The organism is Streptococcus oralis, assembly GCF_026782285.1.
Lineage (GTDB): Bacteria > Bacillota > Bacilli > Lactobacillales > Streptococcaceae > Streptococcus > Streptococcus oralis_CG.
In genome coordinates this window covers 104110-127393 of the sequence record NZ_JAKUWG010000001.1, presented here as the reverse complement: position 1 = coordinate 127393, position 23284 = coordinate 104110, and the positions used below count along the sequence as shown (strand labels likewise).

The following is a 23284-nucleotide window of genomic DNA, read 5'->3' as shown; positions in this document are numbered from 1 at the left end:
AAGAAAAAACAGTCGAAAATTTCTTTTCAACTGCTTATTTATTTGCAAAATAGTCTTCCTTGGTCAAGACATAATGAACTCTTGTAACGATTCGGCCTGGTTCTTCTTTGTCCAATCTGGCATAGGGTTCTTCATGGGAAAAGAGCATACCTGATTTCTCCATGACTCTTCCAGATGCGGGATTATCTTTATCGTGTAGGGCGGTCAACTTGTTCATTCCAATCTTCTCAAAAGCCAGCTCAATCACGGCTCGATTGGCTTCCGTCATCAATCCTTGATTCCAATAGTCTTTATTGATAATATAGCCGATAGCGCCCTTCTTAAGGACAGTATCAATCTTGTGCAGGTCAATGGTACCGATAAACTGACCATTACTTTTTAGTTCGATCCCCCACCGTCCCAAGGGATTGGCCAAGTAGAGCTGAGCGATGTTGTTCTTGGTTTCTTCTAGGCTTTGATTGGTTGGAAAAGTGTAGCGCGTATTTTCTCTGTCTGAGGCATAGTCAAACATAGCTTCTGCATCGTCCATGGTTACAGGTCGGAGCAACAAACGCTCCGTTTCTATAGACGGATACTGGGAAAATTTCACAAATATTGATTCCATACACACTTCCCCCTATTTAAAAGTATTTTCCTACTAGCTTATCAAAAAAAGCTCATCAAAGCAAAAGTTTTTCTTGATTTTCGAAACAGATTTATATAAAATAAAAACATCACGATAATCGGGTTTCTCTGTGATGTTTGATTTTAAAGACCCGAATTTAGAAAATGGAGTAAACCTATATGTTAATCGGAATTCCAAAAGAAATTAAAAATAATGAAAACCGTGTCGCCCTCACACCTGCTGGTGTCCATAGCTTAGTTTCTCGTGGACATCGTGTCCTCATCGAAACAAATGCTGGTCTCGGTTCAGGATTTACTGATGCAGACTATCAAAAGCAAGGAGCTGAGATTGTCGCTACTGCTGACGAAGCTTGGGCAGCTGAGTTAGTCGTGAAAGTAAAGGAACCACTAGCTTCTGAATATGGCTACTTGCGCGACGACCTTCTCCTCTTCACCTACTTGCACATGGCCGCTGCTCCAGAATTAGCAGATGCTATGTTAGCAGCAAAAACAACAGGAATTGCCTACGAAACTGTTCGTGATAATCAAGGACAACTACCTCTCCTCGTTCCTATGAGTGAAGTTGCAGGTCGTATGGCTGTTCAAATCGGAGCTCACTTCCTTACTAAGCAAGCTGGTGGTTCTGGTGTCCTACTTGGTGGTGTACCAGGTGTTCCAAAAGGAAAAGTAACCATCATCGGTGGTGGTGTCGTCGGTACACATGCTGCCCGCATCGCCCTTGGTCTTGGTGCTCAAGTGACTATTTTAGATATCAGTGCGAAACGTCTCTCGGTTCTAGAAGAAGTCTTTGGAAACCAAATTCAAACTCTTATGTCTAATTCATTCAACATCGAAGCAAGTGTGAGAGATGCTGATGTGGTGATTGGAGCCGTTCTCATCCCTGGTGCTAAAGCTCCGAAATTGGTGACAGACGAGATGGTCAAACAAATGCGTCCAGGCTCTGTCATCGTTGACGTTGCTGTTGACCAAGGTGGTGTTATCGAAACAGCTGACCGTGTGACCACGCATGATGAACCCGTCTATGAAAAACACGGTGTACTCCACTATGCTGTTGCCAACATCCCTGGCGCCGTAGCCCGTACTTCTACCATCGCCCTGACCAATGTCACCCTTCCTTACATCGAAGCCTTGGCTGGAAAAGGTTTTAAGAAGGCGATCTCTGAAGATGAAGGCTTACGTGAAGGAGTTACAACTTATCAAGGTTATTTGACCAGTCTTCCAGTTGCCCAAGGGCTAGATAAAGAGCACACTTCGATTGATGAACTTGTCTAAAGACATTAACTAATTAACACAGATACGAGAAAGAGCAGTTCCATTTGAACTGCTCTTCTTTTGCTATTCTGTTTCTTGGTTCTTTTCTTCAATCTTAACTGGAGCTGGTTCATAGGCTCGGATAATTTGAGCGACAACTGGATGGCGAACCACATCCTTAGCTGAAAAATGAACAAAGTCAATTTGGTGAATGTTCTTGAGCTTTTCTTGAGCATCAATCAAACCTGACTTGACGTTACGTGGTAGGTCAATCTGACTGATATCCCCATTGACAATCATCTTAGAATTAAAACCTAAGCGCGTCAAGAACATCTTCATCTGCATGATAGTTGTATTTTGCGCCTCATCCAGAATGACAAAGGCATCATCCAAGGTCCGTCCACGCATGTAGGCAAGGGGCGCAATCTCAATGATTTCACGCTCCATAAGACGAGTCGTTTGGTCTTTGCCGAGAATCTGATACAAGGCATCATAAACAGGTCGAAGGTAAGGATCCACCTTTTCCTTGAGGTCACCTGGAAGAAATCCAAGACTCTCGCCGGCTTCCACTGCTGGACGAGTCAGGATAATTCGCTTGACCTGCCCACGTTTGAGGGCTGTCACTGCCAAGGTCACTGCAAGAAAGGTCTTCCCTGTCCCTGCAGGTCCGATTCCAAAGGTCACATCATGCTGTTTGACACTATCCACATAAAGCTTTTGACCCAGAGTTTTGACACGGATAGGCTTCCCTGTATTATCCTTGATGATTTCTTCTTCGTAAAGGGCGACAAATTTGTCGATTTCATCGTTTTTGACCATGCTAATCGCCGTCACCACATCTGGCGTACCGACAGTCATCCCACGATTCACCAAAACCATCAAGGCTTGGATAACTTGACGGGCTTCTTCACATGCAGCCTCCTCTCCCAAAACCTGGACAATCTCCGTACGAGCATGAATCACAACATCAAGCTCTTCTTCCATCAAACGAAGATGGCGTTCATTGGAACCAAAAAGATGAAATAGGTCATCTGGATGACTCAGTTGAATGTCTATTGAATGTTCCTTCAAATAAAGAACCTCTCTAATCCGTTTATTTCTTTTTATTATAGCAAAGAGAACAATAAAATACTAGCCTCATCTCATTGTCTCTAGTGTTCTAAGTATTCTTGCCAGATAGCGTCAAAATCTCCTAGATTGAAAGAGAAGCTAGCATGTTCCTCCAAAAAGCGACTCACCTCATCAAAATCATCCGTGTGTTTTGGAAAAGTCGACTCTTCAAAAGCGAGGTCTGCCAAGATAGCCTTGGGACTGTTACTTTTAGGATTGCGCTCGGTCATGAGCCAAGTGTAAAATGATTTTCTCAATTCTTTCTCCTATCAAGACTTTTTTGATGAAACTTTTCTGATTCTTGAAAATTACTGGACTTAGCCTCTGACACATAGTGGTTTATAAAATATGTTTTAGCAGCTGTGTAAGCATCACGATTGTGTTCAAATTTTTTCCACAAATCCAGTTTTAATTCCTGATAAGCTTGGGCGATATCTGGATGCTGACAGAGATAATCTCTAAAATAAATCTCGTCATGATCTCCAATCAGTCGCAAATGTAGATGAAAAACTTTTTCGGCAAAGCCCTGCTCTGTGTAGCCTTTGTTTAGCGAAATCCTGCTAGGACTCTCCGACATCACTAGCCAACCATTCTTCACCAATAGATCCCTGACCTTTGCTAAATCCTCTATTTTGCCTACTTCTAATAGAATATCAACGATGTTCTTGGCCCAAATATTAGGGATAGCAGTGCTACCGATATGTTCTATTCTTTTAATGACATTTTCACCCAGTATTTTTTTCAGATTTGCTTTTTCCGATTCATACCAGTCTTTCCACTCTGATTTATGCTCTACCAGAAAAATAGGAAAAAGTTGCCAGAGTTCCTCTAAACTCATTTCTTCAAGTTTCTTTATCATACTTAAAAAGCCTAAATCAACTCTGTCCCAAACTGGTCTTGCTTGATTTTGCCAGCCTTCATCAAGCCACCGAGTGCTTTCTTGAACTGACCTTTAGAAATGCCAAAGGTTGCCTTGATGTCCTCAGGGGATGACTTATCATTCAAGGTCATGAAACCGCCATTGCTTTCCAAGTAAGTCAAAATCATCTGGGCATCATTTTCCAACATTTCAAAAGAACGTGGTTTAAGGGAGAGGTTCAGAGTGCGGTCAACCTCACGGAAACCAATGACACGCGCTTCTAATACTTGTCCTAAACGTGGCTCTGCGTAGCGCTCACTTGGGTGAATGAAACCAAGCATGTTATTCTCTGGTAGGTAAACAAAAGTCCCTGACAGCTTGAGACGATAAACAATGGCTGGCCAGTTTTGATTCTGCATGTTGTTGTAAGCAGGACGAGCCAGACGCTGGAAGTCTTCCTGATAAGCCAAGAGGCCCCAGATTCGGTCTTTTTTGTCCACTTCAAGACGGATGTAGAGCTGGTCCCCCTTCTTAGGCCAGAGTTCCTTGAGCTCAGGGAGGATATCGAGTGACACTACAATCTCCTTGTCAGGTAGACCGGTATCGACAAAGACACCCAGGTCTTTACGAACTTCTGTTACGGTTCCCCAACCAAATTGGTCCTGAGTGGCAGTCACTTCTAAGGTTGTCAGGCGGAGTTTTTGCTTCATATCCGTGTAGGCAAAACCTTTGACCGTATCCCCTACTGTATGTTGACCTTCTTCCTTGGCAAGTGCATAGGTTTGACCATCCTTTTGCACAAAGTAAAAACGGTCATTTTCATCGATGATGAGTCCAACGATAAAACTTGCAAGATTTGTATTCATATTTCCTTCTTTCGAATAAAACTCAGCCAGCAATGCCAACTGAGTTTTTCTGTTTATTTTTAGACTTCCAAAAGTTCTTTTTCTTTGTTGGCAGTCATGTCGTCGATATGTTTCACAGCATCGTCTGTTACTTTTTGAATATCTTTTTCAAGAGTCTTCAATTCATCTTCAGTGATTTCTTTTGCTTTTTCTTGTTTCTTAGCTTCGTCCATAGCATCGCGACGGATATTGCGGACAGCCACTTTAGCATTTTCACCGACCTTCTTCACTTCTTTAGCAAGGTCACGACGAGTTTCCTCTGTAAGAGCCGGGATAACCAAGCGAATCACAGAGCCGTCATTAGCTGGTGTAATACCAAGATCAGAAGCGTTCAAGGCACGTTCAATGTCTTTCAATGAAGACTTGTCGAATGGTGTTACCAACAAAACACGAGCTTCTGGAATGGTGATAGAAGCGATTTGGTTAAGAGGAGTTTCTACTCCATAATATTCTACATGTACACGGTCCAGCAAGCTTGCGTTGGCACGGCCGGCACGGATACCTCCAAATTCACGAGCAAGTGAATGGTGGGACTGGGTCATTCTCTCTTTAGCTTTTTCAATAATTGCGTTAGCCATAATCTTTCTTATTCCTTTTCTTCGATATTATTTGAAACTGTTGTTCCGATATTTTCACCAAATACGACACGTTTGATGTTGCCTGGTTGGTTCATATTGAAGACAACCAAGTCAATGTCGTTGTCCATTGAGAGGGTTGAAGCTGTTGAGTCCATGATACGAAGACCTTTGTTGATAACATCACGGTGAGTCAATTCTTCAAACTTAACGGCAGTCTTGTCTTTCTTAGGATCGGCATTGTAAACACCGTCGACACCATTTTTAGCCATAAGGATGGCATCTGCTTCGATTTCAGCTGCACGAAGCGCCGCTGTTGTATCTGTTGAGAAGTAAGGTGAACCAATTCCGGCACCAAAGATAACGATACGGCCTTTTTCAAGATGACGAAGGGCACGTCCACGTACGTAAGGCTCAGCCACTTGTTGCATAGAAATAGCTGTCTGCACACGCGTATCTACGCCAACTTGTTGCAATGAATCTGCCATTACAAGAGCATTCATAACAGTCCCAAGCATTCCAGTGTAATCAGCCTGAACGCGGTCCATACCTGCCTCAGCAGCAGGTTCACCACGCCAGAGATTTCCTCCACCAATTACAAGGGCAATTTCGATCCCTAGACTATGAACTTCTTGAATCTCTTTTGCAATTTTTTGAACTGTTTGGATATCAATCCCTACGCCACGTTCACCAGCAAGGGCCTCACCTGATAACTTGATTAAAATACGTTTATACTTGGGGTTCGCCATTTTTACTCTCCTTTTTTTATCCTACCTATTTTATCACAATTTCTTAGATTTTTATAGTACCATGAGCAATTCTTTCAAAAAAATTAGACCGTTAAAAATTCCTCTAAGTCAGAAAGAGCGCGCTCTGCAATTTTTTCATAACGAGCCTTCTTATCACGGATACGCTCGCCTTCCAACTCCTTGATAATCCCAAAATTGACGTTCATTGGTTGGAAATGTTTGCTGTCAGCATGGGTGATGTAATGAGCTAGACTTCCGATAGCTGTTGTTTCTGGGAAAATAGTCTCACTTTCTCCCTTGAAGAGTCGAGCCGCGTTAATACCTGCCACTAATCCTGACGCTGCTGACTCAACATAGCCTTCCACACCCGTCATCTGACCAGCAAAGAAGAGATTTGGTTGTTTCTTAGAACGATAGGTTTGCTCAAGAAGATTTGGTGAATCCATGTAAGAATTACGGTGCATGACCCCATAACGGACAAACTCAGCATTTTCAAGACCAGGAATCATTTGGAAAACACGCTTTTGCTCTCCCCATTTGAGATGGGTCTGGAATCCAACGATATTGTAGAGACTACCTGCCGTATTATCCTGACGGAGCTGGACAACCGCATACGGAGTCTTAAACTCCCCATCACGCGGACCTGTGTAGTCGTCTGGGTACTCCAGACCAACTGGCTTCATAGGACCGTAGAGCATGGTTTTAATACCACGTTTTGCCATGACTTCGATAGGCATACAGCCTTCAAAGTACTTTTCTTTTTCAAAAGAATTCAATGGAGCTTCCTCGGCATTGACCAAGGCTTCATGGAAATCCATAAACTCTTGTTTGGTCATGGGAGCGTTGAGATAGGCCGCTTCTCCCTTATCATAACGAGACTTGAGATAGACCTTGCTCATATCAATAGTATTGACATCTATGATAGGCGCTGCCGCATCGTAGAAATAGAAGCCATCGCCATCATTAAGGGCATGAATCTTTTTGGCCAAGGCATCACTAGTCAAAGGGCCAGTAGCTACAACTGTAATAACATCTGTCGGTAATTCTGTAATTTCATCACGCACCACCTCAATTAAGGGGTGGTTGGCAACTTTCTCAGTCACCATCTGGGAGAAACCATCTCGGTCCACCGCAAGGGCACCACCAGCAGGAACACGGGTTGCTTCGGCAGATTCCAAGATGACAGAACCCAAGCGACGCATTTCTTCCTTGAGGAGCCCAACAGCATTTGTCAAAGCATCCCCGCGCAAGGAATTGGAACAAACTAACTCAGCAAAATTGTCTGTTTTGTGCTGAGGTGTTGACTTGACACCACGCATTTCATAGAGTTTAACTGGAATACCACGTTCTGCGATTTGGTAAGCTGCTTCAGAACCTGCCAAACCTGCTCCGATAACATTGATATAAGATTGAGACACGACACTAATACCTCTTTGGGTGGAAACTAAGTCCAAATAAAATCAAGCTACTAGACTATTTGACACCCACAAATCTTTCTAATTTTTCTTCTACTAGTATAACAAAAAAAGGGAAGAAGGCAAACTTCCCTGTTTAGTCATTTTCTTGATTTTCTTCCCAGTCGTGGTAGGCAGCGTAGAGCTGGCTTTTATTCCACTGGTAGAGTTTCGCAACTTCCTTAATGGCTTGATTTTTCTTAATTCCTTGCTGGATACGAGCTTGGATTTCTAAGAACAAGTCCTCCTCGTCCTTGTCTTCCACATCTTGACTGGCACCTTCGACGATGAGAAGGCATTCGCCCTTGAGTGGCGTTTCAGCAATACTTTCTACTAGCTCTGAAATCTTTCCACGTTGGTATTCTTCATAGATTTTGGTCAATTCTCTAACCAAGACGACCGAACGGTCACCGTAGACTTCTAGCATATTTTCCAACGTATCTGCCACACGATGAGGAGATTCATAGAAAATTTGAGTTTCAGGATAGTCTTTTTTCAAGTCGAAAAATTGCTTTTGCTGGCCTGATTTTCTCGGTAAGAAACCGTAAAAGATATGTGGCTGTGGTGCTAAACCGCTGGCAATCAAGGCAGAAATCCCTGCAGAAGCACCTGGAACGGTAACAACTGCGATTTCTTCCTCAATAGCTGCCTTGACCAAATCATGACCAGGGTCCGAGATACTAGGCAGACCCGCATCGGATACCTGAGCAATACTTTGCCCTGCTTTCAAGAAACCAATCAAATCAGGAATTTTTTCCTTGGCATTGTGCTCATGAAAACTAATCTGCTTGGTCGAAATGTCAAAATGCTTGAGCAAAAGTCCTGTATTGCGCGTGTCCTCAGCTGCAATCCAGTCCGCTTCTTTCAAGGTCTGAATGGCACGAAAGGTCATGTCATCTAGATTGCCAATCGGTGTTGCTACTAGGTAAAGCTTGCCATAGGGAGATTGTCCCTTAAAACTTTTTTGAATCTGCATGCCTACTCCCTGTATAACAACTCGTCACAGAACATACATTCCTCGTCCTGCTCTCGGCGTTGTCCATAAAAATCATTACATACGTGAAAACCGTCTTTATAGATTCGACGGACACTTTCGCGAACATGCTTGGCCTTGATGGGAGCATCTGCTTCCACCTCACCCAAGCGTTCGCGCAACTTACTATTTTCCAATCGAAGAGCTGTATTTTCCTCTACCAAGCTTTTGAGATTTTTCTTGATGGCTTCCACATCGGCTAAGGTCACCAGTAACTGTTGGGAAAAATCGTCTAGCGCATCAAATAATTCTTTTTTGTCCATAAACCAGCCCTTTCCTTTCTTTATCGTTTATTTTTGAGTTTACATTTCTTTCAAGACCAGATATTCCATGGCATTTTGAAAGCTGACATTAGCTTGCCACATTTTTCTAGCTTCTAGTAAGTCTTGTAGAATCTGTCGAATCCTTGCTTGCAAGAGGTTCTGTCCACAGAGCACTTCGAGGATTCGCAAGACCTGATCTTGTTTTTCCTTGTCATCTGCCAAGCTGGCTAATTTAGCAACCTGAAGATAACTCTCTTTTTTCTTGGCTAATAACCAGGTCAGCAGGCGTTCGCTCTCATCCACCAAGGTCCAAAAACTTGCCTGATTAGCCAACTTTTCCGCTTCAGCTCGCGATTGACTAAACTGGGCTAAAAGAGTTGCTTTTTTCTTGACCAGACCTGCTTGTTCTAATTGATGGATAAGTTTTTCTTCTTGCTTTTTAAAGTGAAAAATTTGCGTCCGACTTCGGATTGTAGGTAAGATCTTTTCCTCATCGCTGGTCAAGAAGAAAATGTAAACCTCACTCTGGGGTTCTTCAATGACCTTGAGCAGAGAATTGGTTGCATTAGGATGCATTTTCTCAGCTTGATCGATAATAAAGACCTGTTGTTGGCTTTCAATCCCTGCTTGAGAAAACTGGCCCACCAATTCTCGAATCCGTTCTGTCTTGATGACCTGATTAACTGGCTTAATCAAGGTGACATCAGGAAATTCTCCCTGTTCAATCAGCTTACAATTTCGACATTTCTCACATGGCAACACACCTACCTTATCCGTACAAAAGAGGCTCTTAGCCAAAAACTGCGCCATTTCCAAGCTTCCAAAGAAACCTGAAAAGAGGTAGGCATGATTGAGCTGGTCTTGTTCTAGGATACGGACAAAGCGGTCAAACTGATCTGGTTGCCAAGACTTTAGTTGATCTTGTTTCATTTGGCCAAGCCCATTCTGTCAAACAAGACAGCCTTGGTAGTTTCCACAACTTGCTCCAAAGGAAGACTCGCATCAATCTTGACAATGCGACTTCCTTCTTTGTCCAGAAGAGAAAGGTAACCTTGACGGACTTTTTTATGCAAGTCCAACCCTTCCAAGTCCAAACGATTGACCTCACGATTGCTATTAGCAGCAATGCGAGCCAGTCCTTCTTCCACCTCGATGTCAAAATAGAGTGTCAAATCAGGTTTAAGGCCATCTGTAGCAAAGTGATTGAGCCAGTCAATGGCGTCAATATCCAAGCCACGACCAAATCCCTGATAGGCAAGAGAACTATCGATGAAGCGATCCATAATGACCAACTTGCCAGCTTCAAGTGCTGGAAGAACTTTTTCCACCAAGTGTTGTCTGCGACTAGCAATATAAAGAAGCAACTCTGTCTTCGCATCCATCTGAGTATGACTTGGGTCCAAAATCACTTCCCGAATCTTCTCTCCAATCAAGACTCCGCCAGGTTCACGGGTCGTCAGCACCTCTACCCCTTTTTCCTCTAAAATTGGGAGCAGAGCCTCTAAAACACTGGTCTTTCCTGCTCCCTCTGGTCCCTCAAGAGAGACTAAAAATCCTTTTGACATGTCTAACTCATTTCTTTTTTACTACTTCTATTCTATCAAAAAAATAGGAGTTTGTGACAATCTTTTTGTCTTCTCATTTCATACTCAATGAAAATCAAAGAGCAAACTAGGAAGCTAGCCGCAGGTTGCTCAAAACACTGTTTTGAGGTTGCAGATGGAAGCTGGCGCAGTTTGAAGAGATTTTCGAAGAGTATCAACCACCATAAAAGAGGCAGACAAAGCCACCTCTTATTTACCTAGTTCTTGTGTTCGTTTGTAAGATTGATGAACTGCGTCCATCACTGTTCCTCTAAAGGCATGTTCCTCCAGACTTGCTACACCAGCGATAGTCGAACCTCCTGGGCTGCAAACTTGGTCTTTCAAAACTCCAGGATGTTGCTGGCTTTCGAGAACCATTTGTCCAGCGCCGACTACTGTTTGGGCTGCCATTTTCAAAGCCATTTCTCGGGGCAATCCTGTCTGTACACCCGCATCTGCTAAAGCCTCAATAAAAAGGTAGACAAAGGCTGGTCCACAACCTGCAAGACCTGTCGCAGCATCAATTAAGCCATCCCCAAGTTCAACCAAGAGGCCAGCCTTGGCTAAAAGCTGACAAAAGAGTTCCCTATCCTCAGCACGACAATTTGCTGACATGGCATAACTAATCACCCCTTGACCGATAGCCACTGGAGTATTGGGCATGATGCGAATGATACGATGTTGACTTGGCAGAAGACTCGCTAGTTTTTCTAAAGTCAATCCAGCTGCCATGGAAATCAAAAGAAAACTTTCTCTCTTTTCAAGGATGGTCTGATATTGAGAAAGCAAGTCTGAGAACTGAGCAGGCTTAACTCCTAGAAAAATCACATCTGCTTCTGCGAAGATTTCGTCATTGCTGGAAGTCTGACCGCCGAAGTTGGCAATGAAAGCATCTACTTTTGCTTGACTACGATTGGCAAGGAGAATCTGAGCCCCCGTCTTGGCCTGCAAGACAGCCTTGGCCAAGCTAGAACCCATATTCCCCAAACCGATAAATCCAATCTTCATCTCTTACTCCCTTATCTGTCCATTACCCGTAACCACATACTTGTAGCTGGTTAATTCCTTCAAGCCCATTGGACCACGCGCGTGCAGTTTCTGAGTAGAAATCCCCATTTCACAACCAAGACCAAACTGGCCTCCGTCTGTGAAACGAGTCGAGGCATTGACATAAACCGCTGCGGAATCTACTTGATCTGTAAAGTAAGTTGCAGCTTCAGTATTTTCCGTCACAATGGCATCCGAATGATGGGTACTGTGGGCTTCAATATGCGCAACCGCTTCTTCTAAACTACTCACAACCTTAACCGCTAGGACATAGTCTAAAAACTCAGTGTCAAAGTCTTGGGCCTCAGCTGCTCGACCTGAAAGAAACTGACTTGCTTGGCTATCTAGACGGAATTGAATCGGTTCCAGTCCAGCTTCTTTCCGACTTGTAACCAGAACTTGCTCCAAGCGAGGAAGGAAATCCGCTGCCTTGTCTTCATGAACCAGTAAAACTTCCATAGCATTGCAGACAGAAGGACGACTGGTTTTAGCATTGTTGATAATGGCTAGAGCCTTGTCTTCATCGGCATCCTTATCCACATAGACATGGACAATCCCAGTTCCTGTCTCAATAACAGGCACGATAGCATTTTCAACCACCGCATTGATCAAACCAGCTCCTCCACGAGGGATGAGAAGATCTAGATAACCCTTGGCCTTCATCATGGCATAGCTGCTTTCACGGCTAGTATCTTCTACTAGTTGAATCACCTCTGGATGAATGGTCGTTGTCTCCAAGCCCCTCTTCAAGGCTGTGACAATAGCATGAGCTGTTTGGTAGGCGTCCTTACCACTACGAAGAACGACCGCATTGCCACTCTTGAGAGCCAAAGCCGCCGCGTCAGACGTCACATTTGGACGACTTTCGTAGATAATACCAATAACCCCCATGGCCACACGCTTCTTAGTAATAACCAAACCATTATCAAGATGATTGGTTTCTAAGACTTCACCAATGGGATCTGGTAAAGCAACCACTTCACGAATCCCAGTTGCCATCGCCTCTATACGTCCTTCATCCAAATAAAGACGGTCTAGCATAACATCTGAGATTTTCCCCTTGGCTGCTTCCATATCAAGGGCATTGGCCGCTAGAATCTCCTCAGTAGCTGCCAATAAATGATCAGCCATGGCTAGCAAGGCTTGGTTTTTCACTGCTTCACTAGCAGTATTGATTGATTTCTTAACAGCCTGTACCTGTTCGAATTGTTCTTGTGTACTTACCATCGTTCACCTCTAAAATTCTGTAAAGAGCAGCTGGATTTCAGGAGTGATGGAAATCCAGTCATCACGGTGAATCAAGACTCCCTTAGCTTTTTGGGAACGAAGCATGTCTTCTAGGGCTGAGACACCAAATTGGACACGTCCCTTTCCAAGAGATTGACCCGTTTCTTTATCTGCTACTGTGACAATATCGTGGTAAGAGAAGTTTCCTTCCACTTCTACCACACCCGATAAAAGGAGACTTTTCCCGTTTTTTGAAAGTGCCTCTGTAGCTCCACCATCTACCCAAATCGTTCCCTGACTTTGAGCATAGAAGGCTAGCCATTGTTTCTGGGTACGAAGTCCCTTCTCTTGCGCAACAAAGAAAGAACCATCCTTTGTCTCCTCCGCTGCCTCAATCAGGGCATCTGATTTCATGGACGAGCAGATATAGACTGGCACCCCTGACTCCGTCGCGATCGTAGCCGCCTTGATCTTCGTCAACATCCCACCTGTACCATTAGACGAACCTGCTCCACCAGCCATATCAATAATCTCACGATTGATAGTCTCGATTTTCTCAAGACGTTTAGCTCTTGGATCTGAGTTGGGATTTCCAGTATAGAGACCGTCCACATCCGTCAATAGAACCAAAAGGTCTGCTTGAACCATAGCCGCTACCTGAGCACTCAGAGTATCATTGTCCCCAACCTTGAGCTCATCAATAACAACACTGTCATTCTCATTGATGATGGGAATTGCACCACGATGAAGCAATACAGACAAGGCCTGGTGAGCATTCTTATAGCGACGTTTATCTACAAAATCATCCTGTGTCAGCAAGATTTGCGCAGAGACGATTTGGCGCATGAGGAGGTTGGTTGTGTATTCCTCCAACAAAAGTCCTTGACCAACTGCTGCCGAAGCTTGCTTATCTGCAATCTTGGTCGGACGTTTTTTAAAACCCAAAGCTCCAAATCCAGCGGCTACTGCCCCAGATGACACTAAAATCAACTCATGTCCAGCCTCATGCAGCATAGCCAATTGCTGGGTAATTGCCTTTACTTTACTTCTTGATAAACTCCCGTCTTCATTTGTCAAGGAGGAAGTTCCTACCTTAAAGACGATTCGTTTGTACTTCATAGTCTCACTCCGATTCTTCATATTTATCCATTATAACATGAATGCTTTAAAATAGAAAAGACTTGAAATAAAAAAGGTTGAGACAGCCATCCCAACTCTTTTATCTACTCTCATTTTTACGCAATCTTTCCAGCGTTTCCTTAAAAATATCTGGAATATCTGCTGTGAACTCCATGGTTTCGCCTGTTCTCGGATGGGTAAAACCTAGAGTTTTAGCATGGAGAAATTGTCCATGTCCTTTCAAGGTCTTGCGTGGACCATAGACCTCATCCCCAGCGACTGGATGGCCAATATAAGCCATATGAACACGGATTTGGTGGGTACGTCCTGTTTCCAGTTGCAACTCCACTAAGCTATAATCTCCAAAGCGTTCCAAGACGTGAAAACGGGTTACTGCAGGCTTTCCTTTAGCAGTCACAGATTGTTTCTTACGGTCTTTTTCACTCCGACCAATCGGTGCTTCAATCACACCACGATCATTGGGAAGATTTCCATGAACAATCGCCCAATATTTGCGTAGAGACTTCTTATCCTTGAGTTCTTGAGCGAGTGCTAAGTGGGCCTCATCATTCTTAGCAATCATAAGGAGACCAGACGTGTCCTTGTCAATGCGATGAACGATACCCGGTCGGAGAACCCCATTGATACCTGACAAGTCTTTGATATGGTACATGAGGGCATTGACCAAGGTTCCGCTAGTATGACCGGCACTCGGATGGACCACCATCCCTTGAGGTTTGTTGACGACAGCTACATCCTCATCTTGGTAGATGATTTCGAGTGGCAGATTCTCAGCCACATACTCTAAAACCTCTGGTTCTGGCACATGGTAGGTGACGATATCCCCCTCTTGGACAGTGTATTTGGCTTTCTTTACTTGCCCATTCACCAAGACTTGTCCAGCCTTGATTTGTTCATTCGCGAGACTGCGTGACAATTCTGTCAGATCCGACAGAGCCTTGTCTAGACGTTGCCCACCAGTTTCAATTTTTATTTCCATTTACTTCCTCTTTAAGCATTGCAATCAATAGAACAATCACACCAACTGTCAAATAGCTGTCAGCAACATTGAAAATCGCAAAGTTGATAAAGTCTAGGTGAAACATATCCACCACAAAACCTTGACTCATTCTGTCGATAAAGTTGCCCAGACCTCCCGCGATTATCAAAGTCAGTCCAAAAACCAACCAGAGAGAATCCTCCATGTGTTTATGTAAATACCAAATGGCACCTACCATGACGACCAGTGTAATGACAGCAAATAACCACTGCTGATCTTGCAGCATGGAGAAGGCTGCCCCTCTATTTTGCAGGTAGGTCAAGCTAACGAGATTGGGGATCCACGAACGCACTTCACCCAGTGGAATCTGCTGGACAACATAGGCTTTAACCCATTGATCCAACCCAATCAAAAGCAGTATAATGACTGCTACTATTCCTCTTTTTTTCATGATTTCCTCTTTTGATCAAAATATTCTTGCATGACTTCTACGAAGAGTGTCCCAGCTTGACTAAGCTCCACTTCCTCACGTTTGACATAGACCATGCGGTTATCTAGATTGTCCTTGAGACGAATGACTGTGATTCCATTGACACTGTCACTATCTAAAAATCCTGAACCTGTCGCATAGGCATCCGTCCGCTCCAAAATACCATTCAAAGTAGCACGGTCGGTCACATTGAACATCTGGGAGCTCGCGCTGGTGTCGACAAAGTTCTCTGAATAATAAAGATACTCATCTTTTTCCTGAGTAAAACGAACTGTTGGTAAATCCGCTAAATCCTCCATGACCAATTCCTCTTTCTGTGCTAAAGGATGCCCTTCACGAAGATAAATGTGAGTCTGGAAAGGAATTAGTTCAATAACTTCTAAACCAAGCTTTTCAACCCGTTGCATGATACCCTTTTTATTTTGGTTGTTGAGGTAGATAATCCCAATCTCACTATGTCCTTGGGCCACTTCGTCTAAAATTTGAACTGTGGTAGACTCAAAAATACGAAAGTTCTTGTAGTCAGGATAACGCTCTGAAAAAGCCGTAATGGTTGGTGGCAAGAAGTCATAGTGCTGACTGGCGATGGAAAATTCATCCTTTTCTTCCTCAGGATTGGCATATTGATTTTGAAAAACATCAAAGTCTTTGACCAATTCTTGCGCTTTCTCATAAAATTCCATTCCACGACGAGTCAAAAATGTTCCCGAACTCGTCCGACGGAAAATTTTAAAGCCTAACTCTTTTTCCAAATCGCGCACAGAAATAGACAGACTTGGCTGACTAACATACATCTTTTCTGCAGCTTCACGGAAAGTACCACTATTGGCAATGGCCACAACATAGCGTAATTGTTGAATGTTCATCTTTTACCCCCAACTTCTCTATCTGTTCATTATACCATATTTTAGAAATTTTCCACTTAGGAAAAATAATGTCGCTCACAAAATTCATCTACACTAGTAACAAAGAATTATGGGTATCAAAACAAAAAAATAGGCTCTCCGAAAACTCGGAAAGCCTGATTTTATGCTAGTTCTAGCTTCCTCGCCTTTTCACTTTAAGGCTCGGGATAAAAAGGTTCACTGGACCTTTTTATTTTGCGATTGGGTAAACAGAAACTTGTTTCTTATCGCGACCTTTACGTTCAAAGCGTACTACGCCTTCAACTTTAGCGAACAAAGTATCGTCTCCACCACGTCCAACGTTTACACCTGGATAGATGTGCGTACCACGTTGACGGTAAAGGATTGATCCACCTGTTACAGTTTGTCCGTCAGCTGCTTTAGCTCCAAGACGTTTCGCTTGTGAATCACGTCCGTTTGATGTAGAACCTCCACCTTTTTTGTGGGCGAAAAGTTGCAAGTTGTTAAGAGTCATTTTTAACATAATGTTTTCCTCCGTGTTAGTTTTCTGTGATAACTCTGGTTTGGACGAACTCAGAAGAGTTCTCCGATAAGTTTGCCATACCTAAGAAAAATGATTCGAAGAATAACTGGGTCATTTCTCTCTGGTGCGAAGGAAGATCCGCTGGTATTTCAACCTTTAGATAGCCACCTTCATCTTCGTTTAATTCTAAGATTGGTTCATAGCCTGCAAATTTCTCAATGGAATTGACAAAGTTAATGGCAAGCGTAGAAACCGATGCACACACGACATCTAAGCCGTATTCGCCACTTTCGGCGTGTCCAGTAATTTCCGCACTCCTCAGCTCGCCATCTTCGGCTCTCTCAAAGACTGCTTGTATCATGTGTTCTCCTTAAAATTAAGCGTTGATCGCGTTGATGACAACTTTTGTATATGGTTGACGGTGACCTTGTTTACGGTGGCTACCTTTTTTAGGTTTGTACTTGTAAGTAACAACTTTCTTTTGTTTTCCTTGTTTTTCAACAGTTCCAACTACAGTAGCTCCAGCAACAAGTGGAGTTCCGACAACAGTGTTTTCACCACCAACAAGAACAACTTCGTTAAAAGTAACTTCTTGACCAGCTTCAACGTTCAATTTTTCAACGTAAACTGCTTGACCAACTTCAACTTTAACTTGTTTTCCGCCAGTTTTGATAATTGCGTATGTGCTCATTATGCACCTCCTATGATTTTTAGGGTTTCCCCGTATTTTTGTGAAGACTCGCCTTGCATCGTGGGACGAACCACTTAAACTTGGATAACCAAGCGACGATGATCGTGCGGTTGCACAGGACTGTGCATAGTCAACTCTTCAAGTATAGCATATCTTCTTTTTTCTTACAAGTAAAATCAATTAAAATTAAGCTTTTTCTTTCCCTTTTTTTCTCCAAGAAGCAAAAAGCATACTGATGTAAAAGATGCTCATCATCAGGGGAACACCTAGAATTGTCTTCTCCTGATAATAAATAGTCAAATAGGCTGAAAAAACAACTCCGAAGACAAAACTGCTAAGTAAGCTAACAAAAATCAATCCCTCTCGTAGGAAAGGCGTATGCTTGGTCCGAAAATAATCTCCAAAAGCTAACATGGTTCGTTTGATATTCCCGGTCATAAAAGCATTATTATAGGCAATACCTGACACTTCTCCAAAGGCAGTTGTCACCAGTCCCATACAGAAGGCCAAAGGCGGTACAAGATAGATATTATCAACCGTTTGCGGCACAAAGCCAATAATTAGGGACAGGACTGCAAGCGGAAGCAAGGATAAAATCGGCTTTTTAACAATTCGTAGTTTTTCCTTATACAATGTCAGAAAAAAGACACCCATCATAAAGGAAAACAAGGTCATTACTTTAGCACTAGCATCTGAAACATTCTGCTGAATGAGTCCTACAGAAAGAAAAACCACATTCCCAGTTTGTCCAGCCACAAGGGTATTCCCTCGCACGATAAAGGTATAGGCATCTACATATCCTGCGCAAAAAGTCAAAAAAAGCGCTAGTCTCTTAGACTGACGTGATATTTTTCTTATTGGTAATAATCTCATTTTCTCCCCCTTCTCATTTCATCTACTTATCTAAATATTGTACCACTTTCTCCAAGAAATGCGTAGTCCATTTGAAAATTTTTACCATCTGTTGGATAGTCCTTCTTTTGTATGTTATAATGAAGGAAGGAATTGAAGTCGGAAAAGGAGTATTTATGCTTAAATTAGGTGTCATCGGAACAGGGGCTATCAGCCATCACTTCATAGAAGCAGCCCACGCCAGTGGTGAATACCAGCTAGTCGCAGTCTATTCTAGAAAGTTAGAAACTGCAGCAACCTTTGCTTCTCGCTATCAAGATATCCAACTCTTTGATCAATTAGAAGACTTCTTTAAGTCTTCCTTTGATATAGTCTATATCGCTAGTCCAAACTCCTTGCATTTTGTTCAAGCCAAGGCTGCCTTGTCTTTTGGTAAGCATGTCATTCTTGAAAAGCCAGCTGTCACTCAGCCACATGAATGGCTAGATTTGGTTCAAACGGCTAAGGAAAATCACTGTTTTATCTTCGAAGCAGCTCGTAATTACCACGAGGAAGCTTTTACCACTATCAAAAACTTTTTAGCAGACAAGCAAGTGCTGGGAGCAGATTTCAACTATGCCAAGTATTCTTCCAAGATGCCTGACTTGTTGGCGGGACAGACGCCCAATGTCTTTTCAGACCGTTTTGCTGGCGGAGCTCTTATGGATTTGGGGATTTATCCTCTCTACGTTGCCGTTCGCCTCTTTGGAAAGGCTCAGGATGCGACCTATCAGGCTCAACAGCTTGAAAATAGCATTGACCTAAATGGCGACGGTATCCTCTTCTACCCTGACTTTCAAGTTCATATCAAGGCTGGGAAAAACATCACTTCCAATCTTCCTTGCGAGATTTACACAGCAGATGGAACCTTGACCCTCAACACGATTGAACATGTCCGCTCAGCTATTTTTACAGACCACCAAGGAAATCAAGTCCAGCTCCCTATCCAACAAGCTCCTCATACCATGACTGAGGAAGCCACTTCATTTGCACACATGATCCAGCAACCAGACCAGACACTTTACCAGAACTGGCTGGATGATGCAGGTTCTGTTCATGACCTATTACATACCATGCGCCAGACTGCTGGCATTAGATTTGAGGCAGAAAAATGAAAACCAAACTACCTACTGAATGGCAAGAACTAAGTGACCGACTCGGTTTCCAAGAATTCACCCCCATTCAAACTCAACTATTTGAGCCCATTCTCGATGGAGAAAACCTTCTGGGAGTGAGCCCAACAGGAACTGGTAAGACCCTAGCTTACCTCCTACCAAGTCTGCTCAGACTACAAAAGAAAAAAGCCCAACAACTCTTGATTCTAGCACCAAATACAGAACTTGCTGGACAGATTTTTGATGTATGTAAAACGTGGGCAGAAGCTATCGGCTTGACTGCTCAGCTCTTCTTATCAGGTTCGAGTCAGAAACGCCAGATTGAACGTCTTAAAAAAGGACCAGAAATTCTCATTGGAACTCCTGGCCGTATCTTTGAACTCATCAAATTGAAAAAAATCAAGATGATGAATGTGGAAACCATCATTTTGGATGAATTTGACCAATTGCTCGATGATTCTCAGATACACTTTGTCGAGAAAATCACTCACTACGCACCTCGTGATCATCAACTCATCTATATGAGTGCGACGACCAAGTTTGACCAAGAAAAGGTTGCTCAAAACACGCGCACCATTGATCTTTCTGACCAAAAGTTAGACAACATTCAACACTTCTACATGCAGGTAGACCAACGTCACCGAGTGGATATGCTACGAAAGCTAGCTCATGTAGAGGATTTTCGTGGTCTGATCTTCTTTAACAGCCTATCAGACCTTGGAAACGCAGAGGAAAAACTACAGTATCGGGATATCTTGGCTGTTTCCCTCGCTAGCGATGTCAATGTCAAGTTTAGAAAAGTTATCTTGGAAAAGTTTAAGAACAAGCAACTAACTCTTCTTCTTGCAACTGACCTTCTGGCTCGCGGAATTGATATCGATAGCCTCGAATGTGTCGTAAACTTTGATATTCCTAGAGACATCGAAACTTACACTCACCGCGCTGGTCGTACAGGTCGCATGGGCAAAGAGGGCTATGTGATCACTCTCGTAACCCATCCAGAAGAACTTAAAAAACTCAAGAAGTTCGCAAATGTACGTGAAATTGTCCTAAAAAACCAAGAACTCTATATCAAATAAGGTTGGCTCTCGCTAACCTTTTTCTTGTCCCCAAGTAATTTCTAGTTGATAGCCAGCAAAGGGATGTCCCTCTTGGTTTTGTAGTTGATAGGCTAGCTCAATCTTTTGCCCATCTAGTTTGTAGTGACTCGTTTGAATGATAAACTCCTGCATCCCCATTGGAGTAGGAATATAGGCCAAGCTATCGCTATCCTTTAGAAAACGCATGATGGTCTTGGGATTGGAGAAACGTGTCATTACCAGTTCTTGACCATGAAACTTGAGTACCACTTTTTCCTTTTCCTCATTATAAAAGAGTAAATAGCTATAATCTCCTTTTTCACGCACTTCCACGTCATAGAGTTGGTCAATCACTTCCAACTGTTCATCAAACTGAATCGTATTTCGCATCCGAATCTTCACATCATGTCCTCTTTCTTGTCTCTTGTCCTACTATTTTACCAAAAAGAACAGGATTTTGCTATAATGGTCATATGAACGAAAAAGTATTCCGTGACCCAGTTCACAACTATATCCATGTAAACAATCAGGTCATTTATGACTTGATCAATACAAAAGAATTTCAACGCTTGCGCCGTATCAAGCAACTAGGAACTTCCAGTTATACCTTCCACGGTGGGGAGCACAGCCGCTTTTCTCACTGTTTGGGGGTCTATGAGATTGCACGACGCATCACGGAGATTTTTGAAGAAAAATATCCTGAAGAATGGGACCCTGCTGAGTCTCTCTTGACCATGACCGCTGCTCTCCTACATGACCTTGGGCATGGTGCCTACTCCCATACTTTTGAACATCTCTTTGATACAGATCATGAGGTCATTACTCAGGAAATCATCCAAAGCCCTGAAACAGAGATTCACCAAGTTCTGCTACAAGTGGCGCCTGATTTCCCAAAAAAGGTGGCTAGTGTCATAGATCATACCTATCCTAACAAGCAGGTAGTGCAACTCATTTCTAGCCAGATTGATGCGGACCGAATGGACTATCTCTTGCGTGACTCTTATTTTACAGGAGCATCCTATGGAGAATTTGACCTGACTCGGATCTTGCGTGTCATTCGTCCTATAGAGAATGGTATCGCCTTTCAGCGCAATGGCATGCATGCCATCGAAGATTACGTCCTCAGTCGCTACCAGATGTATATGCAGGTTTATTTCCACCCAGCAACACGCGCCATGGAAGTTCTCCTACAAAATCTCCTCAAACATGCCAAGGAACTCTACCCTGAGGACAAGGACTTCTTTGCACGCACTTCTCCACACCTCCTTCCTTTCTTTGAAAAAAATGTGACCTTGTCTGACTATCTGGCTCTTGATGATGGCGTGATGAATACCTACTTCCAGCTCTGGATGACCAGTCCTGACAAGATACTAGCCGACTTGTCGCAACGCTTTGTCAACCGCAAGGTCTTTAAATCCATTACCTTTTCTCAAGAAGACCAAGACCAGCTCGCCAGCATGAGAAAATTGGTTGAGGACATCGGCTTTGATCCCGACTACTACACTGCCATTCATAAGAACTTCGACCTCCCTTATGATATCTATCGTCCCGAATCTGAAAACCCGCGGACACAGATTGAGATTTTACAGAAAAATGGAGAACTGGCAGAACTCTCTAGCCTGTCTCCTATCGTCCGATCCCTTGCTGGCAGCCGCCACGGAGACAATCGTTTCTATTTCCCAAAAGAAATGCTAGATGAAAATAGCATCTTCGCAAGTATCACCCAGCAATTTTTACACTTGATTGAGAACGATCATTTTACCCCAAATAAGAACTAATAGAGGAAATATATGAGTATTAAACTAATTGCCGTCGATATCGATGGTACCCTTGTCAACAGTAAAAAGGAAATCACTCCTGAAGTCTTTTCTGCCATCCAAGACGCCAAACAAGCCGGTGTCAAAGTCGTGATTGCAACGGGCCGTCCCATCGCAGGTGTTGCCAAACTTCTGGACGACTTGCAGTTGAGAGACGAAGGTGATTATGTGGTAACCTTCAACGGTGCCCTTGTTCAAGAAACTGCTACTGGCCAGGAGATTATCAGCGAATCCTTGACCTATGAGGATTATCTGGATATGGAATTTCTCAGTCGCAAGCTCGGTGTCCACATGCATGCTATTACTAAGGACGGTATCTACACAGCCAATCGCAATATCGGAAAATACACAGTGCACGAATCAACCCTCGTCAGCATGCCTATCTTCTACCGTACACCTGAAGAAATGGCTGACAAGGAGATCGTCAAGTGTATGTTTATTGATGAACCAGAAATTCTCGATGCTGCGATTGAAAAGATTCCAGCAGAATTTTACGAATGCTACTCTATCAACAAATCTGCTCCTTTCTACCTCGAACTCCTTAAAAAGAATGTAGATAAAGGTTCAGCCATCACTCACCTAGCCGAAAAACTAGGATTGACCAAAGATGAAACCATGGCGATCGGTGACGAAGAAAATGACCGTGCTATGCTGGAAGTCGTTGGTAACCCCGTTGTCATGGAAAATGGAAATCCAGAACTCAAAAAAATCGCCAAATACATCACCAAAACAAACGACGAATCCGGCGTTGCCCATGCCATCCGTACGTGGGTATTGTAGCAAAAGATAAGAATAGACGAAAACCGCTCAACTGAGCGGTTTTTGTATGAATATATCACAATGAAAGTAAATCAATAAATTGAATCTAGTTGTACAGTTACTTAAATCTTGAGAGTACAAAAACAAGATGAAACGCTGACAGCTTGATTTATTCGTTGTACAGTTACTTAAATCTTGAGAGTACAAAAACGATGCTCGATTTCAGGCTGATGATTTCCTGGTTGTACAGTTAC

The 23284-nt window shown here is 43.1% G+C and carries 28 protein-coding genes, 1 pseudogene, 1 CRISPR repeat array and 1 other annotated feature (1 of these 31 cut by a window edge); of the genes and pseudogenes, 6 read left to right on the top strand and 23 right to left on the bottom strand.

The genetic code is table 11. The features are described 5' to 3' along the window. Positions 1-34: 34 nt before the first annotated feature. Positions 35-604 (bottom strand): GNAT family N-acetyltransferase, encoded by a 570-nt coding sequence (locus MK403_RS00605; protein WP_268708618.1) that lies wholly within the window; start codon positions 602-604, stop codon positions 35-37. A 179-nt stretch (positions 605-783) separates the two neighbouring features. Here MK403_RS00605 and ald point away from each other — a divergent pair, with 179 nt between their 5' ends. Beyond that, entirely contained in the window at positions 784-1896 is a 1113-nt protein-coding gene (gene ald / locus MK403_RS00600) for an alanine dehydrogenase (protein ID WP_268708617.1), read from the top strand. A gap of 63 nt (positions 1897-1959) precedes the next feature. On the opposite strand, the gene MK403_RS00595 is transcribed toward ald, so the two are convergent. The 17 genes from MK403_RS00595 to MK403_RS00515 all read right to left on the bottom strand — a co-directional run bounded on the left by MK403_RS00595 (position 1960) and on the right by MK403_RS00515 (position 16155). Then, positions 1960-2946, bottom strand: coding sequence for a PhoH family protein (locus MK403_RS00595; protein WP_268708616.1), 987 nt, complete (start codon positions 2944-2946; stop codon positions 1960-1962). Between the two features lie 80 nt (positions 2947-3026). Next, positions 3027-3242: a YozE family protein gene (locus MK403_RS00590; protein ID WP_084851727.1), complete on the bottom strand. Its 216-nt coding sequence runs from the start codon at positions 3240-3242 to the stop codon at positions 3027-3029. Continuing rightward, on the bottom strand, positions 3239-3844 hold the full coding sequence (locus tag MK403_RS00585) for a GrpB family protein (protein WP_268708615.1): 606 nt from the start codon (positions 3842-3844) through the stop codon (positions 3239-3241). Before MK403_RS00585 ends, MK403_RS00590 begins: the two co-directional genes overlap by 4 nt. 11 nt (positions 3845-3855) lie before the next feature. Beyond that, entirely contained in the window at positions 3856-4710 is an 855-nt protein-coding gene (cvfB, locus tag MK403_RS00580; RefSeq protein WP_084947727.1) for an RNA-binding virulence regulatory protein CvfB, read from the bottom strand. Between the two features lie 59 nt (positions 4711-4769). Continuing rightward, on the bottom strand, positions 4770-5327 hold the full coding sequence (frr, locus tag MK403_RS00575; protein ID WP_033684986.1) for a ribosome recycling factor: 558 nt from the start codon (positions 5325-5327) through the stop codon (positions 4770-4772). Between the two features lie 8 nt (positions 5328-5335). Continuing rightward, positions 5336-6073 carry a UMP kinase gene (gene pyrH, locus MK403_RS00570; protein WP_000002990.1) on the bottom strand — a complete coding sequence of 246 codons (738 nt, stop codon included), beginning with the start codon at positions 6071-6073 and terminating at the stop codon, positions 5336-5338. A gap of 83 nt (positions 6074-6156) precedes the next feature. Continuing rightward, on the bottom strand, positions 6157-7491 hold the full coding sequence (gene trmFO, locus MK403_RS00565; protein ID WP_268708614.1) for a methylenetetrahydrofolate--tRNA-(uracil(54)-C(5))-methyltransferase (FADH(2)-oxidizing) TrmFO: 1335 nt from the start codon (positions 7489-7491) through the stop codon (positions 6157-6159). 133 nt (positions 7492-7624) lie between these two features. Continuing rightward, on the bottom strand, positions 7625-8503 hold the full coding sequence (gene rsmI, locus MK403_RS00560) for a 16S rRNA (cytidine(1402)-2'-O)-methyltransferase (RefSeq protein WP_268708613.1): 879 nt from the start codon (positions 8501-8503) through the stop codon (positions 7625-7627). Positions 8504-8505: 2 nt separating this feature from the next. Continuing rightward, on the bottom strand, positions 8506-8823 hold the full coding sequence (gene yabA / locus MK403_RS00555; RefSeq protein WP_247946162.1) for a DNA replication initiation control protein YabA: 318 nt from the start codon (positions 8821-8823) through the stop codon (positions 8506-8508). 39 nt (positions 8824-8862) lie between these two features. After that, a complete protein-coding gene (locus MK403_RS00550) occupies positions 8863-9753 on the bottom strand; it encodes a DNA polymerase III subunit delta' (RefSeq protein ID WP_268708612.1) in 891 nt (296 codons plus the stop codon). Continuing rightward, positions 9750-10388 carry a dTMP kinase gene (gene tmk / locus MK403_RS00545; RefSeq protein ID WP_268708611.1) on the bottom strand — a complete coding sequence of 213 codons (639 nt, stop codon included), beginning with the start codon at positions 10386-10388 and terminating at the stop codon, positions 9750-9752. The genes MK403_RS00550 and tmk overlap by 4 nt, the downstream gene beginning before the upstream one ends. A gap of 228 nt (positions 10389-10616) precedes the next feature. Next, positions 10617-11414, bottom strand: coding sequence for a pyrroline-5-carboxylate reductase (proC, locus tag MK403_RS00540; RefSeq protein ID WP_268708610.1), 798 nt, complete (start codon positions 11412-11414; stop codon positions 10617-10619). A gap of 3 nt (positions 11415-11417) precedes the next feature. Next, complete coding sequence (locus tag MK403_RS00535) at positions 11418-12680, bottom strand: glutamate-5-semialdehyde dehydrogenase (RefSeq protein WP_268708609.1); 1263 nt, start codon at positions 12678-12680, stop codon at positions 11418-11420. Positions 12681-12689: 9 nt separating this feature from the next. Next, positions 12690-13799, bottom strand: coding sequence for a glutamate 5-kinase (proB, locus tag MK403_RS00530; RefSeq protein ID WP_268708684.1), 1110 nt, complete (start codon positions 13797-13799; stop codon positions 12690-12692). Between the two features lie 100 nt (positions 13800-13899). Then, a complete protein-coding gene (locus MK403_RS00525) occupies positions 13900-14799 on the bottom strand; it encodes an RluA family pseudouridine synthase (protein WP_268708608.1) in 900 nt (299 codons plus the stop codon). Beyond that, positions 14783-15250: a signal peptidase II gene (lspA, locus tag MK403_RS00520; protein WP_268708607.1), complete on the bottom strand. Its 468-nt coding sequence runs from the start codon at positions 15248-15250 to the stop codon at positions 14783-14785. The genes MK403_RS00525 and lspA overlap by 17 nt, the downstream gene beginning before the upstream one ends. After that, the gene (locus MK403_RS00515; protein WP_268708606.1) at positions 15247-16155 is read right to left on the bottom strand and encodes a LysR family transcriptional regulator; all 909 of its coding nucleotides are present in this window, start codon (positions 16153-16155) and stop codon (positions 15247-15249) included. Before MK403_RS00515 ends, lspA begins: the two co-directional genes overlap by 4 nt. Here MK403_RS00515 and MK403_RS00510 point away from each other — a divergent pair. Continuing rightward, a pseudogene (locus tag MK403_RS00510) lies at positions 16148-16219 on the top strand (AraC family transcriptional regulator); the annotation flags it as partial. The gene MK403_RS00515 and the pseudogene MK403_RS00510 sit on opposite strands and share 8 nt — an antisense overlap. Positions 16220-16384: 165 nt before the next feature. Here the strand turns inward: MK403_RS00510 and rpmA are convergent. The 4 genes from rpmA to MK403_RS00490 form a co-directional block, all read right to left on the bottom strand. Next, positions 16385-16678 carry a 50S ribosomal protein L27 gene (gene rpmA / locus MK403_RS00505; protein WP_000916509.1) on the bottom strand — a complete coding sequence of 98 codons (294 nt, stop codon included), beginning with the start codon at positions 16676-16678 and terminating at the stop codon, positions 16385-16387. Positions 16679-16694: 16 nt separating this feature from the next. Then, positions 16695-17039 carry a ribosomal-processing cysteine protease Prp gene (locus MK403_RS00500; protein ID WP_000613705.1) on the bottom strand — a complete coding sequence of 115 codons (345 nt, stop codon included), beginning with the start codon at positions 17037-17039 and terminating at the stop codon, positions 16695-16697. 15 nt (positions 17040-17054) lie between these two features. Continuing rightward, positions 17055-17369 (bottom strand): 50S ribosomal protein L21, encoded by a 315-nt coding sequence (gene rplU, locus MK403_RS00495; protein ID WP_000109141.1) that lies wholly within the window; start codon positions 17367-17369, stop codon positions 17055-17057. 34 nt (positions 17370-17403) lie between these two features. Next, positions 17404-17491, bottom strand: a sequence feature (ribosomal protein L21 leader region). Positions 17492-17555: 64 nt separating this feature from the next. Beyond that, entirely contained in the window at positions 17556-18242 is a 687-nt protein-coding gene (locus MK403_RS00490) for a YoaK family protein (protein WP_268708605.1), read from the bottom strand. A 155-nt stretch (positions 18243-18397) separates the two neighbouring features. On the opposite strand from MK403_RS00490, the gene MK403_RS00485 reads away from it, so the two are divergent. Together MK403_RS00485 and MK403_RS00480 are read left to right on the top strand one after the other, a co-directional pair. After that, entirely contained in the window at positions 18398-19375 is a 978-nt protein-coding gene (locus MK403_RS00485) for a Gfo/Idh/MocA family protein (protein WP_061453480.1), read from the top strand. After that, a complete protein-coding gene (locus MK403_RS00480; protein ID WP_061453479.1) occupies positions 19372-20454 on the top strand; it encodes a DEAD/DEAH box helicase in 1083 nt (360 codons plus the stop codon). The genes MK403_RS00485 and MK403_RS00480 overlap by 4 nt, the downstream gene beginning before the upstream one ends. A 12-nt stretch (positions 20455-20466) precedes the next feature. Here the strand turns inward: MK403_RS00480 and MK403_RS00475 are convergent, their stop codons facing one another. Continuing rightward, a complete protein-coding gene (locus tag MK403_RS00475; protein ID WP_081109405.1) occupies positions 20467-20856 on the bottom strand; it encodes a YwiB family protein in 390 nt (129 codons plus the stop codon). 71 nt (positions 20857-20927) lie between these two features. Between MK403_RS00475 and MK403_RS00470 the strand changes: the two genes are divergently transcribed. After that, on the top strand, positions 20928-22232 hold the full coding sequence (locus MK403_RS00470) for an HD domain-containing protein (RefSeq protein WP_061453477.1): 1305 nt from the start codon (positions 20928-20930) through the stop codon (positions 22230-22232). Positions 22233-22244: 12 nt separating this feature from the next. Next, the gene (yidA, locus tag MK403_RS00465; protein ID WP_061453476.1) at positions 22245-23051 is read left to right on the top strand and encodes a sugar-phosphatase; all 807 of its coding nucleotides are present in this window, start codon (positions 22245-22247) and stop codon (positions 23049-23051) included. Between the two features lie 88 nt (positions 23052-23139). After that, positions 23140-23284: direct repeats of the CRISPR family, unit length 36 nt; unit sequence GTTGTACAGTTACTTAAATCTTGAGAGTACAAAAAC (it continues 1874 nt past the right edge of the window).